The organism is Mycobacterium szulgai, assembly GCF_002116635.1.
In the GTDB taxonomy this organism is placed as follows: Bacteria; Actinomycetota; Actinomycetes; order Mycobacteriales; family Mycobacteriaceae; genus Mycobacterium; species Mycobacterium szulgai.
On sequence record NZ_LQPW01000148.1, the window covers coordinates 1 to 13,626 of the forward strand.

The window sequence follows — 13,626 nt, forward strand, 5'->3', positions numbered from 1 at the left end:
TGCGGCGGCGACGGCGGTAACGGCGGCGCCGGCGGAAACGCGATCTGCGGCGGCGCCGGCGGACCAGGGCTGGCGGGGTCCGGCGGCAAGGGCGGTACCGGCGGCAACGGCATGCTGATCGGTGACGGTGGTAATGGTGGCAAGGGCGGAACGGGCCCGCTGGCGGGCGCCGGTGGCACCGGCGGCGCCGCCGGGCTGCTGCTCGGCTTGGACGGGTTGACGTAGCCGGCGGGTAAAGCGGTGCGATGAACTAGTTGCCGCGCAACGTCTCGATCACGGCGCTGAAGTCTTTGTCGGCGTGCTCGGCGGCGAACCGAGCGTAGATCTCGGCGGCGTGGCGGCCCAGCGGCGCCGTCGCACCGGTGGAGTTCACCGCATCCATCGCCAGTCCTAGGTCCTTGTTCATCAGTGCCGTCGCAAACCCCGGCTTGAAGTCGTTGTTGGCCGGTGAGCTCGGCACCGGTCCCGGCACCGGGCAATTGGTGTGTACCGCCCAGCAATTGCCGGTGGCTCCGGTGATGACGTCGAACAGCGATTGCGCCGACAATCCCAGTTTTTCGGCCAGCACAAACGCCTCGCCGATCGCGATCTGCTGCACGGCCAGCACCATGTTGTTGCACACCTTGGCGGCCTGTCCCGCGCCGGCCGAACCGCAGTGAATGATCTTGCCCGCCATGGGTTCCAAAATCGGACGGGCCTTTTCCAGCGCTGCCTCGTCACCGCCCACCATGAACGCCAGCGTTCCGGCGACAGCGCCCTTCACCCCGCCGGAAACGGGTGCGTCGAGCTGGAGCATGCCGTGCGACTGCGCCAGCGAGTGCACCTCCCGGGCGTCGTTCACCGAGATGGTGGAGCTGTCGATGAACAGCGTCCCGGCTTGCGCAGCGGGCAGCACCTCGGCATAGCAGCGCTTGACCACCTCGCCGTTGGGCAGCATCGTGATGACTACGTCGGCGGTGGCCACCGCTTCGGCCGGGTCGTCGAATACCGTCGCACCCTTTTCCGCCGCGGCCGATGCTGCGGCGGGCACCGGGTCGAAGCCACACACAACATGTTCGGCCGCAACGAGATTCGCCGACATCGGCGCTCCCATGTTGCCCAGGCCCAGGAACGCGATGGTGCTCATGTCCGCCTTTCTAAGCGGTAGCTCGAAAACGCGCGGCCTCGGCGCGGCCGATGACCACCCGCATGATTTCGTTGGTCCCTTCCAGGATGCGGTGCACCCGCAGATCGCGGACGATCTTTTCCAGACCATACTCCCGCAGATAGCCGTAACCGCCGTGCAACTGCAACGCCTTGTCGGCGACATCGAAGCAGGTGTCGGTCACGTAGCGCTTGGCCATCGCGCACAGTTCGACCTTGTCGGCGGCATCGGCGTCCAAGGCACTGGCGGCGCGCCACAACAACATTCGCGACGTCTCGACACCGGTGGCCATGTCGGCCAGGGTGAACCTGATGGTTGGCTCGTCGAGCAGGCTGCTGCCGAAGGCGGATCGCTCGCGCACATAGGCGCCGGCCTTGTCGAACGCGGCCTGGGCACCACCCAGTGAGCACGCCGCGATGTTGAGCCGGCCGCCGTTGAGGCCGTTCATCGCGATGCCGAAGCCGGTGCCCTCGCCGTCGGCGCCACCCAGCATCGCCTCGGCAGGTACCCGCACACCGTCGAGAATCACCTGAGCGGTGGGCTGTGCATGCCAGCCCATCTTCTCCTCCGGCGCGCCGAAACTCAGTCCGGGCGTGTCCTTTTCGATGACGAACGTGGAGATGCCACGCGGTCCTTCGTTTCCGGTACGGGCCATCACGACGTACACATCCGATGCTCCCGCGCCGGAGATGAACTGCTTGACACCGTCGAGCACATAGTCTGCTCCCTGCCGGACGGCTCGGGTACTGAGCGCGCTGGCGTCGGACCCGGCGTTGGGCTCGGTCAGACAGTAGCTGGCGATGACGTCCATGCTGGCCAGCTGCGGCACCCAGATCTTGCGCTGTTCGGCGGTACCGAAGGTGTCGATCATCCAGGCGCACATGTTGTGGATGGACAGGAATGCCGCGGTCGTCGGGTCGGCAATGGCCAGCTGCTCGAAGATACGCACGCCGTCGAGCCGGCGCAGCCCGCTGCCGCCCACGTCGTCGCGGCAGTAGATCGCGGCCATGCCCAACTCGGCGGCCTCGCGCAGCACATCCGTCGGAAAGTGCTTGCTGGCATCCCATTCCAGGGCGTGCGGAGCAAGGCGCTTTTCGGCGAAGGCGGCGGCCGTTTCGGTGATCACCCGCTCTTCGTCGTTGAGGGTAAACATGGATGGCTCTACTTCATTGTGGGGATGACGAATTCGGCGCCATCCTTGATGCCGGAGGGCCACCGCGAGGTCACGGTCTTGGTCTTGGTGTAGAAGATGATGGACGAGGGGCCGTGCTGGTTGAGGTCGCCGAAGCCGGAGCGCTTCCAGCCGCCGAAGGTGTGGTAGGCCACCGGAACCGGGATCGGCACGTTGATCCCGACCATGCCCACCTGCACGCGGGAGACGAAGTCGCGCGCGGTGTCGCCGTCGCGGGTGAACACCGCCACGCCGTTACCGTATTCGTGCTCCGACGGTAACCTCAGGGCCTCCTCGTAGTCGTGCGCGCGCACGATGCACAGCACCGGTCCGAAGATCTCGTCGGTGTAGATCGACATGTCCGGGGTGACGTGGTCGAACAGGGTAGGCCCGATGAAGAAGCCGCTCTCCAGATTGGCGTCGCCGAAGGTGAGGTCGTCACTGGCGCGATCGCGGCCGTCGATGACGAGTTCGGCGCCGGCCTCCACGCCCTGGCCGATGTAGTCGCGCACCCGGTTCAGCGCCGCCTCGGTGACCAGCGGGCCGTAGTCGGCCTTGGGGTCCAGGCTGTGCCCCACGCGCAGGTTGTTGATCCGCTCGATCAGCCTGGCGCGCAACCGATCTGCGGTCTGTTCGCCAACGGGAACGGCGACGCTGATCGCCATGCAACGTTCGCCGGCACTGCCGTAGCCGGCTCCGATCAGCGCGTCGACCGCCTGGTCGAGATCGGCGTCGGGCATCACGATCATGTGGTTCTTCGCGCCGCCGAAACACTGCGATCGCTTGCCGGTGGCAGCGGCCCCGGAGTAGATGTACTGCGCGATATCGGAGCTGCCGACAAAGCCGACCGCCTTGATCTCGGGGTGGTTGAGGATGGCGTCGACGGCTTCCTTGTCGCCGTGCACCACCTGGAACACGCCGGCGGGCAGCCCCGCCTCAACGAATAGCTCGGCCAGGCGTACCGGAACCGATGGGTCGCGCTCGCTGGGCTTGAGAATGAACGCATTCCCGCAGGCCAAGGCTGGTCCGGCCTTCCACAGCGGGATCATCGCCGGGAAGTTGAACGGGGTGATGCCGGCGACCACGCCGAGTGGCTGCCGTAGCGAGTAGACGTCGATGCCGGGGCCGGCGCCTTCGGTGTATTCACCTTTGAGCAGGTGCGGAATCCCGAGGCAGAACTCGATGACCTCGATACCGCGCTGAATGTCGCCCTGCGCGTCGGGCACGGTCTTGCCGTGTTCGCGGGATAGCAACTCGGCCAGCTCTTCGGTGTTCTGGTTGACCAGCTCGATGAAGCGCATCAGCACCCGGGCGCGGCGCTGTGGATTCCAAGCCGCCCAACCCTTTTGGGCCTCAGCTGCCGATGCCACCGCAGCGTCGATGTCGGCCTGCGATGCCATCGGCACCTGCGCTTGGACGCCGCCGGTGTTGGGGTCGAAGACGTCGGCGGTGCGGGTGGACTGACCGGCGGTGCGCTGCCCGTCGATGAAGTGGGGGATCTGCGTGGTCATGGGTGCCCTTGAGGGTCGATGCGTGCAAGGCGGATACTTGCATATCCTAGTAAATCGGCTCGGACGATGGCAAGGCGGGTGACTTGCCACGCGGATTGGGACTGCCTAGCTTTTCGGCGTGTCCAAAGACGCGGGTCTGGGTGCTGATGCGGCGAGAGCGCGCGAAACGGTGCTGGCTGCGGCTATCCGACCATGTGTGGAGGCCGACCAGGTAGTCGCCCCAACGCTGCGAGCCGCCTATGAGAGCGCGGTGCGCGGACGACGGCAGCTTCGCGCAATCGCGGCTGATATCGAAAGCGCCGTGGCTAATCAGCGGGGGCTGGCCCTCGACACTCCTGCCGGTGCTGCAGCCTTCTCACGGTTTCTTGCCGTCAAGACAAAAGACATCAACCTGGTAGTTGCCGAGACCACCGCACACGCCCGCGCCGGGGCGACCGCACTTGAATCCCTGGGGCCCTCGTACCAAGCTGTCGGGTTCGGCTCCAAGCCGGAAGAACCGCCGCCTGCGCCGGTGCCGTTTCCTCCCTACCAGCCGAAGGTGTGGGGAGCGTGCCGAGCCCGCGGGCAGGACCCTGAAAAGGTCGTCAGGACCTTCTATCACGCGCCGATGAGCGCGGGATTCCGGTCGCTGCCCGCCGGTGACTCGGTCTTGTATTGCGGCAACGGCAAGTACGGTCTGCTACACGTCGAGAAGGAACACGAAGCCCAGTGGGATCAAATCGCGAACGCACGATGGCCGACCGCCGGCAATTGGCGCTACCTCGCCGACTACGCGATCGCTCAGGCGCTGGCCTATCCGGAGCGGGTGGAGTACAACCAAGACAACGACACGTTCGCGGTGTACCGCAGAATCTCGAGTTCGGATGGCACTTACGTCTTTACGACCCGCGTTGTCATTTCGGCGAGCGACGGCAAGATCATCACCGCATTTCCGCAGACGAAGGGGTAGATAGGTTGGCCAAACAAGGCGCCGAGCCGCCGCGTAGCTATACGGGGCGCCGCGATCTCATCGCTGAGAAGCTCGAGCCCTACTTTCATACCAGCGTTATGCTTCCGAGGAACACCAGACCCACCTCGGAAGCGGCTGAGAAGTTCTGGGACGACTCTCTGCTGTGCAGTTGGGCCGATCGAGAAACGGGCTATCGGCGCACAGTAACCGTGTCGATCTATCGGGCGGCCGACGGCCGACGGCGAGCCGACGAGATTCGCGGCATGATGCGAGAAGAGTGCCCGCCCGGCCTAGATCTGCGGACACCAAACCCGGAGGCTTACGAAATCACCGGCCCGCTCCCAGGAGAATATGTCTTCGTGCTGCACTACCTAGGCCATGTGAGAGCCGTAGTGGGTAATTGCGTTATCGAACTCATGCCGATGGGCACAGCGATCGACCTGAGCAAACTAGCCGATGTGGCGCTGGATATCGGCCGCACCGTCGGATGCTCGGCCTACGAGAATGACTTCACACTGCCGGACATGCCAGAAGAATGGCGCAATCAGCCCATCGGGTGGTACGCAGACGGATTCCCTCCCTACATCCCAGGTCTATCAGATCCGGGATAAGTCGCTGGTGCGCCTCGGGTCTGTAACCCGATCTGCTATTGATCGGGTGAAGGAGACACGTGACGGCACAAAACGACCCCGCCGGCCCGCGACCGTTGCGCGCGGTGCCCGACGACGGCTACCCGAGCTGGGAAGCGGTGTACCAGGACAACGCCATCTGGGTGTACCGCACGCTGTTCGCCCGGGTCGGAAACCGTGCAGACGCCGAAGACCTCACCGCCGAGGTCTTCCTGGCCGCGTTGCGACCGCTGCGTCTGACGGCCAGCGTTGCAGAGGTGCGCGCCTATCTGCGGGCTACCGCCCGAACGGTGCTCGCCGCGCACTGGCGGGAAACCCTGGGCCGGGAGATCACCTCGATCGAGGACATCGAGCAACCTCCCGATAGCGAGGACGCAATCAGTACCGCGCCGCAGCGGGTCGCCCGGGTACTCGAGAATCTGCCCGATCGCTATCGTCACATTCTGGAATTGCGTTTCCTGCAGGGGCATTCGATAAAGGAGTCAGCCGCAGAACTCGGGGTGAGCGTTGCCAACGCCAAAGTGCTCCAACACCGCGCCTTGCGATTGGCGGCGCAGGTCAACGATGGAGGTCAGCGATGAACGCGCGAGGTTTGCGTCGCTACGTCGATGACCTGTTGCGGGGGCGCCGGCCCAAGGCGTTTCAGCCCGACGACTTCGAGGCGGCACAGATCCGCACCGCTATCGAGCTGCGCGCCGCCCGTCCGGACGCCGAACTGGCCGATGCGCCCAGCCAGGAATTTCTTGCCGACCTACATGGTCGGCTCGCCGAGCAGATGTCCGGCGCGCCAACGCCATCGGCGCCGAAGCAAAGCTCTACGCGCCGGCAGGTCATTGTCGGCACCTCAGCTGCCGCGGCGGCGGCGGTGACGGCGGTCTCCGTCGATCGACTCGTGGTCGGCGGTCTGGGTACCGAAGCTCCCGCGGTGGCCGGGCAATTGACGCCCAACACCGGAAGCTGGCAGCGGGTCGCCGCAAGTTCTGATGTGCCCGACGCGGTGATGCATCCGTTCGATCTCGGCTCGGTCAGCGGATTCGTCCGGCGCGTCGACGGCAAGCTAGAAGCCGTATCGGGCGTATGCACGCATCAAGGATGCCGGCTGTGGTTCGACGCACCTGATGACCGGCTGCGCTGCCCGTGTCATTCGACATCCTTCGCGCCCAGCGGCCAGGTACTCACGCACCAATTGCCGATCGCGCCAAAGCCGTTGCCCACGTTGATGGTTCGTGAAGCCGACGGAGTCATCGAGGTGTTCGCCCCGCCGCGGCCGGAAGCGTCGACGTAGTCGTGTAACCAGCTGCCCTATCTAGGGGCATGCTCTCGTTGATATCTAGAAAGCACCAGGCCGCCGCGTTGGCGGTGGTCGTGCTGCTGGCCGGATGCTCATCATCGCGGCCGGCTTCGCAGCCGTCGGCAACTTTGGGGATGCCCATGGGTACCGCGTCGCCCACCGGCACCACGCCCGTGGCCGGCGACCAGGTCAGCATCGAGAACTTCGCGTTTGCTCCCGCGGCGGTGACGGTCCGCGCTGGCAGCACGGTCACCTGGACGAACCGTGACGAAGAACCGCACACGGTGGCCGCGAACGACGGGTCGTTTCATTCGCCCGGGATGGGCACCGGGGCCAGCTTCTCGCAAACTTTCGCTACGCCCGGCACGTTCGACTACGTCTGCTCGATACATCCGTCCATGCACGGCACGGTGGTGGTGACGCAATGACCAGGGATCCGAACGCCATGAGTCGCCGCCAGCTGATCCGGCACACGGCGTGGTTCGGCGCGGCGGTGGGTCTGGCCGTTTCCGGTGGCGAAGTCATCTCCCATGTCGCAGGGGCTGCTTCGGCCCAGCGCGCCATGGCCCACCCCACGCTGCGGTTCGCCCAAATCAGCGACAGTCACCTTGGATTCACCGGCGCGGCCAATCCCGACGTCGCGGCCACCTTCGGCCACGCGATCGACCGGGTCAACAACCTCGGCTACATACCGGATTTCGTCATCCACACCGGCGACCTCACCCACCTGTCCAGTCCGGAACAGTTCGACCAGGTCAAGCAGATGATGGGCAAGCTCAACACGCCGCACGTGTTCACCGTTCCCGGCGAGCACGATTCGGTCGACGATGCGGGCCAAAAATACCGCAGCGTCTTTGGTGCCGGGACCCGCGGCGACGGCTGGTACAGCTTCGACATCGCCGGTGTCCATGTGATCGCTTTGGTCAACACGTTGAACCTGAAGAAGCTGGGGCATCTGGGTGTCGACCAATTGGAGTTCGTCCAAAAGGATGTAGCCGGCTTGTCGAGCGATACCCCCATCATCGTGATCAGTCACATTCCGCTCTTCGCCATGTACCCGGATTGGGGCTGGGGCACCGACGATGCCGCTCAGGCGCTCAGCTATCTGCGCCGGTTCTCGTCGGTCACCTGTCTCAATGGTCATGTCCACCAACTGTTTTCCAAGACCGAGGGCAACGTGACGTTCTACAGCGGAACCACGACCGCCTACCCGTTGCCACGCCCCGGGGATGGGCCGGCGCCCAAGCCCGTCACCCTGCCGGCCGGCCGGCTCGGCGATGCACTCGGCATCCGCGAGGTCAGCTACACCCGGGGACAGCAAGCTCTGGCGCTGAAAGAGCGGTCGCTGCAATGACATCGACGGCGATCCTGCTCCGCATCGGGCTGGCGGCGTCATTGGCCGTCAGCGCTATCAGTCACACCTACCTGTATATCCATGGTTACCAACACATCCCGGCAATCGGCACCGCGTTCTTGGTTCAGGCCAGCGTCTCATTCGCTCTGGCGCTGCTCATCCTGCTGGGCGGTCCGTGGTGGCTGTGCTGGGGCGCGGCCGCGGTGGCCGGCGGCTCGCTGGTCGCGTTCGGACTGTCTCGGACTGTCGGGGTCTTCGGCTTTGTCGAGCGGGGCTGGGATCCTGCACCGCACGCGGCACTGAGCGTGGGGGCCGAACTGCTGACCGTGCTGTTGTGTGCCACAGCTCTACACGGCCTCGACCGCAAACGGAGTTCGCGCTTAGCCGTTCATCCCGGGATTACCTGACGCCCCCTGGTGCCCTCGTGAAGTAGGCCCGACGGTGCCGCCGGTGGCCCCGGCGGCGCCGGTCGTGGCTAGGCCGCCGGGCCGGCCGGTGCCCCCAGTGCCGCCTCGCCGCCGGCTCCGCCGCAGATCGCGTTTCCGCCGTCGCCACCCTGACCGCCGTTGCCGCCGCAACTGCTACGGGTGTTATCCCTTTTCCTCAGATGGCACGGATCGGGTGGCGATATTCGGTGCCCGATTGGGCATTACCCGAGTCACGTAAGCAATCGCAGCGAGTACCGCGAATCCCGACGCGAACATGGGCAATGCTGCTGCCGACACCCCGGCATGTAGCGCGAGTCCACCAAGGCTGCTGCCGATGGCGCTACCGAGGTAGATCGCCGACGCATTGACCGCCACGGCAACCGCGCCCCGGTCCGGCGCGCGCTCGAGCAGTAGATGCTGTTGCGGCGGTGGCGATCCAAAACCCGCGGCGCCCCAAACCGCCACTGCCACACAGAGAACCACGATCACACTGCCCGCGGGCGTGATCGCCGCCATCGCTACGATCAACGCCGCCAGGACGACCAGCATCACCCGGGTGGTACTCGACGAGCGGTCGATGAACGGGCCGATCGCGAACGCTCCGATGATCCCGCCGATGCCCCAAATCCACAGGTACAGAGTCGGATTGGTGATCCCCGCGGTTGCCCGTAACACCGGGGCGATGTATGTGTAGAGGCCGAGGCTGGCAATGTTGAACAGCACCGACACCAGCACAATCGGCGTCACCCGCCGGTCCACCAATGTGCCCAGCCGAGCCTTGATCCCGGGTGGTGCGCCGACCTGCAAGCGCGGCATGAATCGCGCGATGCCGATGGTCGCGACGATGCCGACGGCCGAGAGCAGCCAGAGCGCAGACTGCCACCCCTGTGCCCGCGCCAGCAGCATGCCCAGCGGTACTCCGACGACCGTCCCCACGCTAAGCCCACCGAGAATGACCGACAACGCGCGTCCGCGCTGTTCGGGCGACACCAGATAGGCCGCGGCCGCTGCCGCCGTCGGCGAATACAGGCCTGCGCCAACACCTGCCACGGCGCGGGACAGCAGCAGCACCGCGAATGATTCCGAGGCGGCGGTGCCGATGTTGCCGATGGTGAACACGATGATCGACGCCAGCAGGATCGTCTTGGTACTCAACCTGGTCAGCACCGAGGACAGCAACGGGCCCGACACCGCGTAGCAGAGTGTGAAAACCGTGACCATCTGTCCGACCATCGACTCGGCGGTGTGCGTCGCGGTTGCGATCTCGGGAATCAGGCCGGAAATGATGAACGTGCCCATGCCGAGCGCGAACGTGCCGACCGCGAGCAGGAACACTCTGTGCATCAGAACTCGATCCCGCGCGCGATCGCGTCGGCTACCTCGGTAGCCCAGTAGGTGAGGATGTTGGTGGCCCCGGCGCGGCGGATTGCCAGCAGGGATTCGCGGATTGCCTCTTCGCGGTTCAGCAGCCCTTGTGCGGCCGCCGCTTCGACCATCGCATACTCGCCGGACACCTGATAGGCGGCCACCGGAAGGTGAACCAGTTCGGCCACTTTGGCGATGATGTCCAGGTAAGGCAGGGCCGGCTTGACCATGACGATGTCGGCGCCCTCGTCGACATCCAGCAGGACTTCGCGGATCGACTCCCTGATGTTGCCCGGGTACTGCTGATAAGTGCGGCGGTTGCCGACCAGTGAGGACTCCACCGCCACGCGGAACGGGGAATAGAACGTAGATGCGTACTTCACGGCGTAGGCCATCAACGTGACCGACTGATACCCGGCGGCGTCGAGCCCGCTGCGGATCGCACCGATCTGGCCGTCCATCATGCCGCTGGGCGCGACGACATGGGCACCGGCTTCGGCTTGTGCCACAGCCACTTCGGTGAACCGGATGACGCTCGGGTCGTTGTCGACTTCGCCATTGGCATCGAGAACACCACTGTGTCCGTGAGTCGTGTATTCGTCGAGGTTGATGTCGGCCATGACGACGGTCTGGTCGCCGACCTCGCGGACCACGGCCCGCAGCGCCCGCTGCATTATTCCGTTCGGATCCGACGCCTCCGAGCCGATTTCGTCCTTGGTCGACGGGATGCCGAAGAGCATGACGCCGCCGCATCCGACCGCCGCGGCGGTGGCCGCAGCCTGTACGGCCGACTCCACCGAGTGCTGGAACACACCCGGCATCGAGCGGATCTCGCGCGGCCGGTCGATGCCGTCGCGAACCATGATGGGCTGGATAAAAGCGGCCGGAACCAGCTGCACCTCGGCGGTCAGCCGGCGCAGGGCCGGTGTCCGTCGTAGCCGCCGCGGCCGATGCGGATTGGCTTCCGTCGACAGCGCCTCCCTGCCGTGGAACGAAATACTCATACGGGATGCTCCTGTTCGATGCGGTTGGAGGCGAACACAGAATCGATGTGGTCCACGACAGCCGCGTCGGGACGGGCGAACCAGTAGCCGACGTCGGTTCGCGCGGTGCAGCGCAGCGCGCGCAGCCGCACCTCCGTTTCTGCCGACTTCAGCAGCAGCCCAAGCGGGTCCAGGACCGGCAAGCCCGCCACTTCACGGACTTGGTAATGCCACACGATTTCTGCCGGCAGGCCTGTGGCGGGCAGGATGACCTGGGCGCCGGCCGCGCGGGCGCGCGCTGCGGCCTCGGCGAACTCGCTGAGGAACTGGTCGGGATCGCCGGCGATCGCTGAGGTGGTGGCCGAGATGCTGCCCGGAACCAGTTCGTAACTCGCCAACAGGTGGTCGGTCCGGTAGCGGCGGACATTCTCGATTATCGGCTCCTTCAGGCAGGGCACCATGCCGATGAAGCTGTACCGGACATCCTGCTGGGCACAGTAATTGGATGCCGTCCTGGTCAGACCCAAGGTCGGTATCGTCGCCAAGGCGCGGGCGTTGGTCAGCCCCGGGTCCTGGCCTGCGGCGATCACCCAGGCGTCGTATCCGTCCCGCTCGGCTTGGGCCGCCGTCTCGGCGAAGTACTGACTGAAGCGCAGCGCGACCACACCGTATTGCACGTAGTCGTAAGGTGTTTCGTAGTCGTAGGTGCGCCGCGGCAGGGTATGGATGACCACGTCCGTCCCGGGATCGACGACCGCTTCAATGTGCTGCTCGTACCAGTCGTCGAGTGCTGGCATGCGTCCTTTGACGATGTGCTTTTGCAACCAGATCTTCATCGCAGTCCTGCCTGTAGGGGTAGGGGAGTATCCAGGAGTGAGGCTTCGATCAAGAATCGCCGTGCTTTGTCACGGTCGCCGGCCAGGCTCGCGATATCGTCCAAATGCGTTGTGAGCGAAACACTGTCGTTGTCCTGTAAGCCGCGCACTCGGCGTTCGGTGCGCGGTATGACATGGTCGAGCAGGTATTGGCGGCGGGTTTCGGCGATGTCGGCGACGACGGACTTGTCGACTCGCCTGTGCAGCCAATCGGCCAGGGCGGGCATCAGCGCAAACGCGTCGTGCAGGCCCGAGTTCATGTTGAGACCACCGGCCGTCGACGTCACATGCGCCGCGTCGCCGATCACCAGGACCGGGCCGAGGCTGGACAGGTAGGAATCCACCACGCCACGGCCAAGCTGATAGCTTTCGATGCGGTCGATGGCGAGATCGTCTGCGGCCCAAGGTGTTGCATCGGCGATGGCCTGAGCGACCCGGACCGCATCGGGCCGATCGCCGATGGACCTCACGATGACGCGAGTATCGGCGGCCATACGCAGTGTGCTGAGGCCGTCGCCGTCGCCACGGAAGTAACACAGCCCCGAGAGGGGTTGGGCAGCCGATGCCGGCAGTAGCGCGGCGAGATCCGCTCGGGCGTAGGCGCGAAGCGCAGCCGTCGGATAGCTGCGGACCGCCAGTGCGATCCCGGCCCGCCGGCGCGTCAGTGAATGTGAGCCGTCGCATCCGATGACCACGTCGGCGGTGGTGGTGTGGCGCCGGGAATCCGTGGCTAGAACGGTGACGCTGGGCAGTTCCGGGTCGAGGTCGACCACGGCTGCACCGCAGCGCAATTCGATTGCGGGATTGCCGGCGATCAGGTCGGCCGCCCGATCCAGTAGCGCCTGCTGGTCGAGATGGATGCGGAACGGGTGCTTCGTCAGCTCGCTGAGCAACCGGTAGTCAAGCTCCGCGAGAATGTCGGCGCGGTTGTCGCGCCACTGCAGCGAAGCCACGGTGATCGCCCCGGGCACGGCGGCCAAGTCGATGTCCATGGTCTGCAACAGATCCAATGTCGACGGATGGAACGTGGCTGCATGCGACGTCGTCACCAGCTCGTCGTTGCGCTCGAGCAGTGTCACCTCGACGTCGTTTCTTGCCAGCAGCAGCGCGGCGACCACGCCCACCGGGCCCGCGCCCACGATTACCGCATGCGGCTTCATTGCAGCCGAGCCAGCGGATCCGGGTCGTTCAAGGTGAGCCGCAGCCAGTCCACGCTGCACGAATTCGTCGTGAAGAACTCTTGGCCGGCGAACGCGTGGGTGAGGGCGGCCACGGCCTCGCGGGTATGTATCCCGGTGCCGAGAAACAAGATAGGCGTGCCTGTGCGCCGCGAATTGAAGGCATCGTGGACGGCGGCCGTGATGTCTTCGGTGCGCAGACCATACGGCGACGCAGCGACAGTGCCGGTGCGGCTATCCACTACGTTGATCACTGAGCTGATTCGCAAACCCGCACTGTCCCAGTAGCTTTTGGAGAGCTCGGTGAGCCAATCCGCATAGGGCGACGCGATGGTGATGGTGTCGATGTGCCGGTGGCGCAGCCAGCCGACGACCGCTACGGTCGTCGACACGGCTAGTGCGCCGACGCGCTCCGAAGACCTGCGGCACGCGCACAGGTCGGGCCCGAAACCCTGAAGGTAGTGATTGCCACTGCAGCAGGCCACGATCGCGTGCAGCGGCATGTCGCCGAAACTGGCCAAACGCGAGGGCAATTCAGCGGCGTAGTGATCGAGGCGCTGCCGCAACGGCAGGTCGCTGTGTACCCCGTAGCGGGTCGTAGAGAAGGCGAATGTATGGCCGCCGAGGGCCAGATAGTCGTCTTCTACCGCCGTGTTGGCCGGTGGCACCACCAGACCGACGCGCGGTTTGCGCCGTTGTACGCCCCCTGGACCCCCGCGCCCATCGGTTGCCACGACCGAACCTTTCG

15 protein-coding genes and 1 pseudogene are annotated in these 13,626 nt (G+C 65.5%); 8 read left to right on the forward strand and 8 right to left on the reverse strand.

Annotated features, from left to right (window positions below):
- Positions 1–225, forward strand: a pseudogene (locus AWC27_RS31300) (PE-PGRS family protein); the annotation flags it as partial.
- Positions 226–250: 25 nt separating this feature from the next.
- Here the strand turns inward: AWC27_RS31300 and mmsB are convergent.
- Genes mmsB through AWC27_RS21640 form a run of 3 tightly spaced genes read right to left on the reverse strand, consistent with a single transcriptional unit; the run spans position 251 to position 3,826 of the window.
- A complete protein-coding gene (mmsB, locus tag AWC27_RS21630) occupies positions 251–1,126 on the reverse strand; it encodes a 3-hydroxyisobutyrate dehydrogenase (RefSeq protein ID WP_085672373.1) in 876 nt (291 codons plus the stop codon).
- Positions 1,127–1,136: 10 nt separating this feature from the next.
- Entirely contained in the window at positions 1,137–2,297 is a 1,161-nt protein-coding gene (locus AWC27_RS21635; RefSeq protein ID WP_085672374.1) for an acyl-CoA dehydrogenase family protein, read from the reverse strand.
- A gap of 8 nt (positions 2,298–2,305) precedes the next feature.
- On the reverse strand, positions 2,306–3,826 hold the full coding sequence (locus AWC27_RS21640; protein WP_085672375.1) for a CoA-acylating methylmalonate-semialdehyde dehydrogenase: 1,521 nt from the start codon (positions 3,824–3,826) through the stop codon (positions 2,306–2,308).
- A gap of 118 nt (positions 3,827–3,944) precedes the next feature.
- Between AWC27_RS21640 and AWC27_RS21645 the strand changes: the two genes are divergently transcribed.
- From AWC27_RS21645 to AWC27_RS21675, 7 genes are read left to right on the forward strand one after another with little or no spacing between them, the layout of a single operon-like run.
- Positions 3,945–4,775, forward strand: coding sequence for a DUF4226 domain-containing protein (locus tag AWC27_RS21645; protein WP_139837140.1), 831 nt, complete (start codon positions 3,945–3,947; stop codon positions 4,773–4,775).
- 5 nt (positions 4,776–4,780) lie between these two features.
- On the forward strand, positions 4,781–5,386 hold the full coding sequence (locus tag AWC27_RS30400) for a DUF7956 family protein (RefSeq protein WP_483869952.1): 606 nt from the start codon (positions 4,781–4,783) through the stop codon (positions 5,384–5,386).
- 59 nt (positions 5,387–5,445) lie between these two features.
- Positions 5,446–5,985: an RNA polymerase sigma factor gene (locus AWC27_RS21655; RefSeq protein ID WP_085672376.1), complete on the forward strand. Its 540-nt coding sequence runs from the start codon at positions 5,446–5,448 to the stop codon at positions 5,983–5,985.
- Positions 5,982–6,689 carry a Rieske (2Fe-2S) protein gene (locus AWC27_RS21660; RefSeq protein ID WP_085672377.1) on the forward strand — a complete coding sequence of 236 codons (708 nt, stop codon included), beginning with the start codon at positions 5,982–5,984 and terminating at the stop codon, positions 6,687–6,689. Before AWC27_RS21655 ends, AWC27_RS21660 begins: the two co-directional genes overlap by 4 nt.
- Positions 6,690–6,718: 29 nt before the next feature.
- Positions 6,719–7,123: a cupredoxin domain-containing protein gene (locus AWC27_RS21665; protein WP_085672378.1), complete on the forward strand. Its 405-nt coding sequence runs from the start codon at positions 6,719–6,721 to the stop codon at positions 7,121–7,123.
- On the forward strand, positions 7,120–8,049 hold the full coding sequence (locus tag AWC27_RS21670) for a metallophosphoesterase family protein (protein WP_085672379.1): 930 nt from the start codon (positions 7,120–7,122) through the stop codon (positions 8,047–8,049). Before AWC27_RS21665 ends, AWC27_RS21670 begins: the two co-directional genes overlap by 4 nt.
- Positions 8,046–8,456, forward strand: coding sequence for a hypothetical protein (locus tag AWC27_RS21675; protein WP_085672380.1), 411 nt, complete (start codon positions 8,046–8,048; stop codon positions 8,454–8,456). The genes AWC27_RS21670 and AWC27_RS21675 overlap by 4 nt, the downstream gene beginning before the upstream one ends.
- Positions 8,457–8,639: 183 nt before the next feature.
- Here the strand turns inward: AWC27_RS21675 and AWC27_RS21680 are convergent, their stop codons facing one another.
- From AWC27_RS21680 to AWC27_RS21700, 5 genes are read right to left on the reverse strand one after another with little or no spacing between them, the layout of a single operon-like run.
- A complete protein-coding gene (locus tag AWC27_RS21680; RefSeq protein ID WP_085672381.1) occupies positions 8,640–9,821 on the reverse strand; it encodes an MFS transporter in 1,182 nt (393 codons plus the stop codon).
- On the reverse strand, positions 9,821–10,846 hold the full coding sequence (hemB, locus tag AWC27_RS21685) for a porphobilinogen synthase (RefSeq protein ID WP_085672382.1): 1,026 nt from the start codon (positions 10,844–10,846) through the stop codon (positions 9,821–9,823). Before hemB ends, AWC27_RS21680 begins: the two co-directional genes overlap by 1 nt.
- Entirely contained in the window at positions 10,843–11,661 is an 819-nt protein-coding gene (locus AWC27_RS21690) for an aspartate/glutamate racemase family protein (RefSeq protein WP_085672383.1), read from the reverse strand. Before AWC27_RS21690 ends, hemB begins: the two co-directional genes overlap by 4 nt.
- Positions 11,658–12,860 carry an FAD-dependent oxidoreductase gene (locus AWC27_RS21695; RefSeq protein WP_085672384.1) on the reverse strand — a complete coding sequence of 401 codons (1,203 nt, stop codon included), beginning with the start codon at positions 12,858–12,860 and terminating at the stop codon, positions 11,658–11,660. The genes AWC27_RS21690 and AWC27_RS21695 overlap by 4 nt, the downstream gene beginning before the upstream one ends.
- Positions 12,857–13,612 carry a hypothetical protein gene (locus AWC27_RS21700; protein WP_139837141.1) on the reverse strand — a complete coding sequence of 252 codons (756 nt, stop codon included), beginning with the start codon at positions 13,610–13,612 and terminating at the stop codon, positions 12,857–12,859. The genes AWC27_RS21695 and AWC27_RS21700 overlap by 4 nt, the downstream gene beginning before the upstream one ends.
- Positions 13,613–13,626 lie beyond the last annotated feature (14 nt).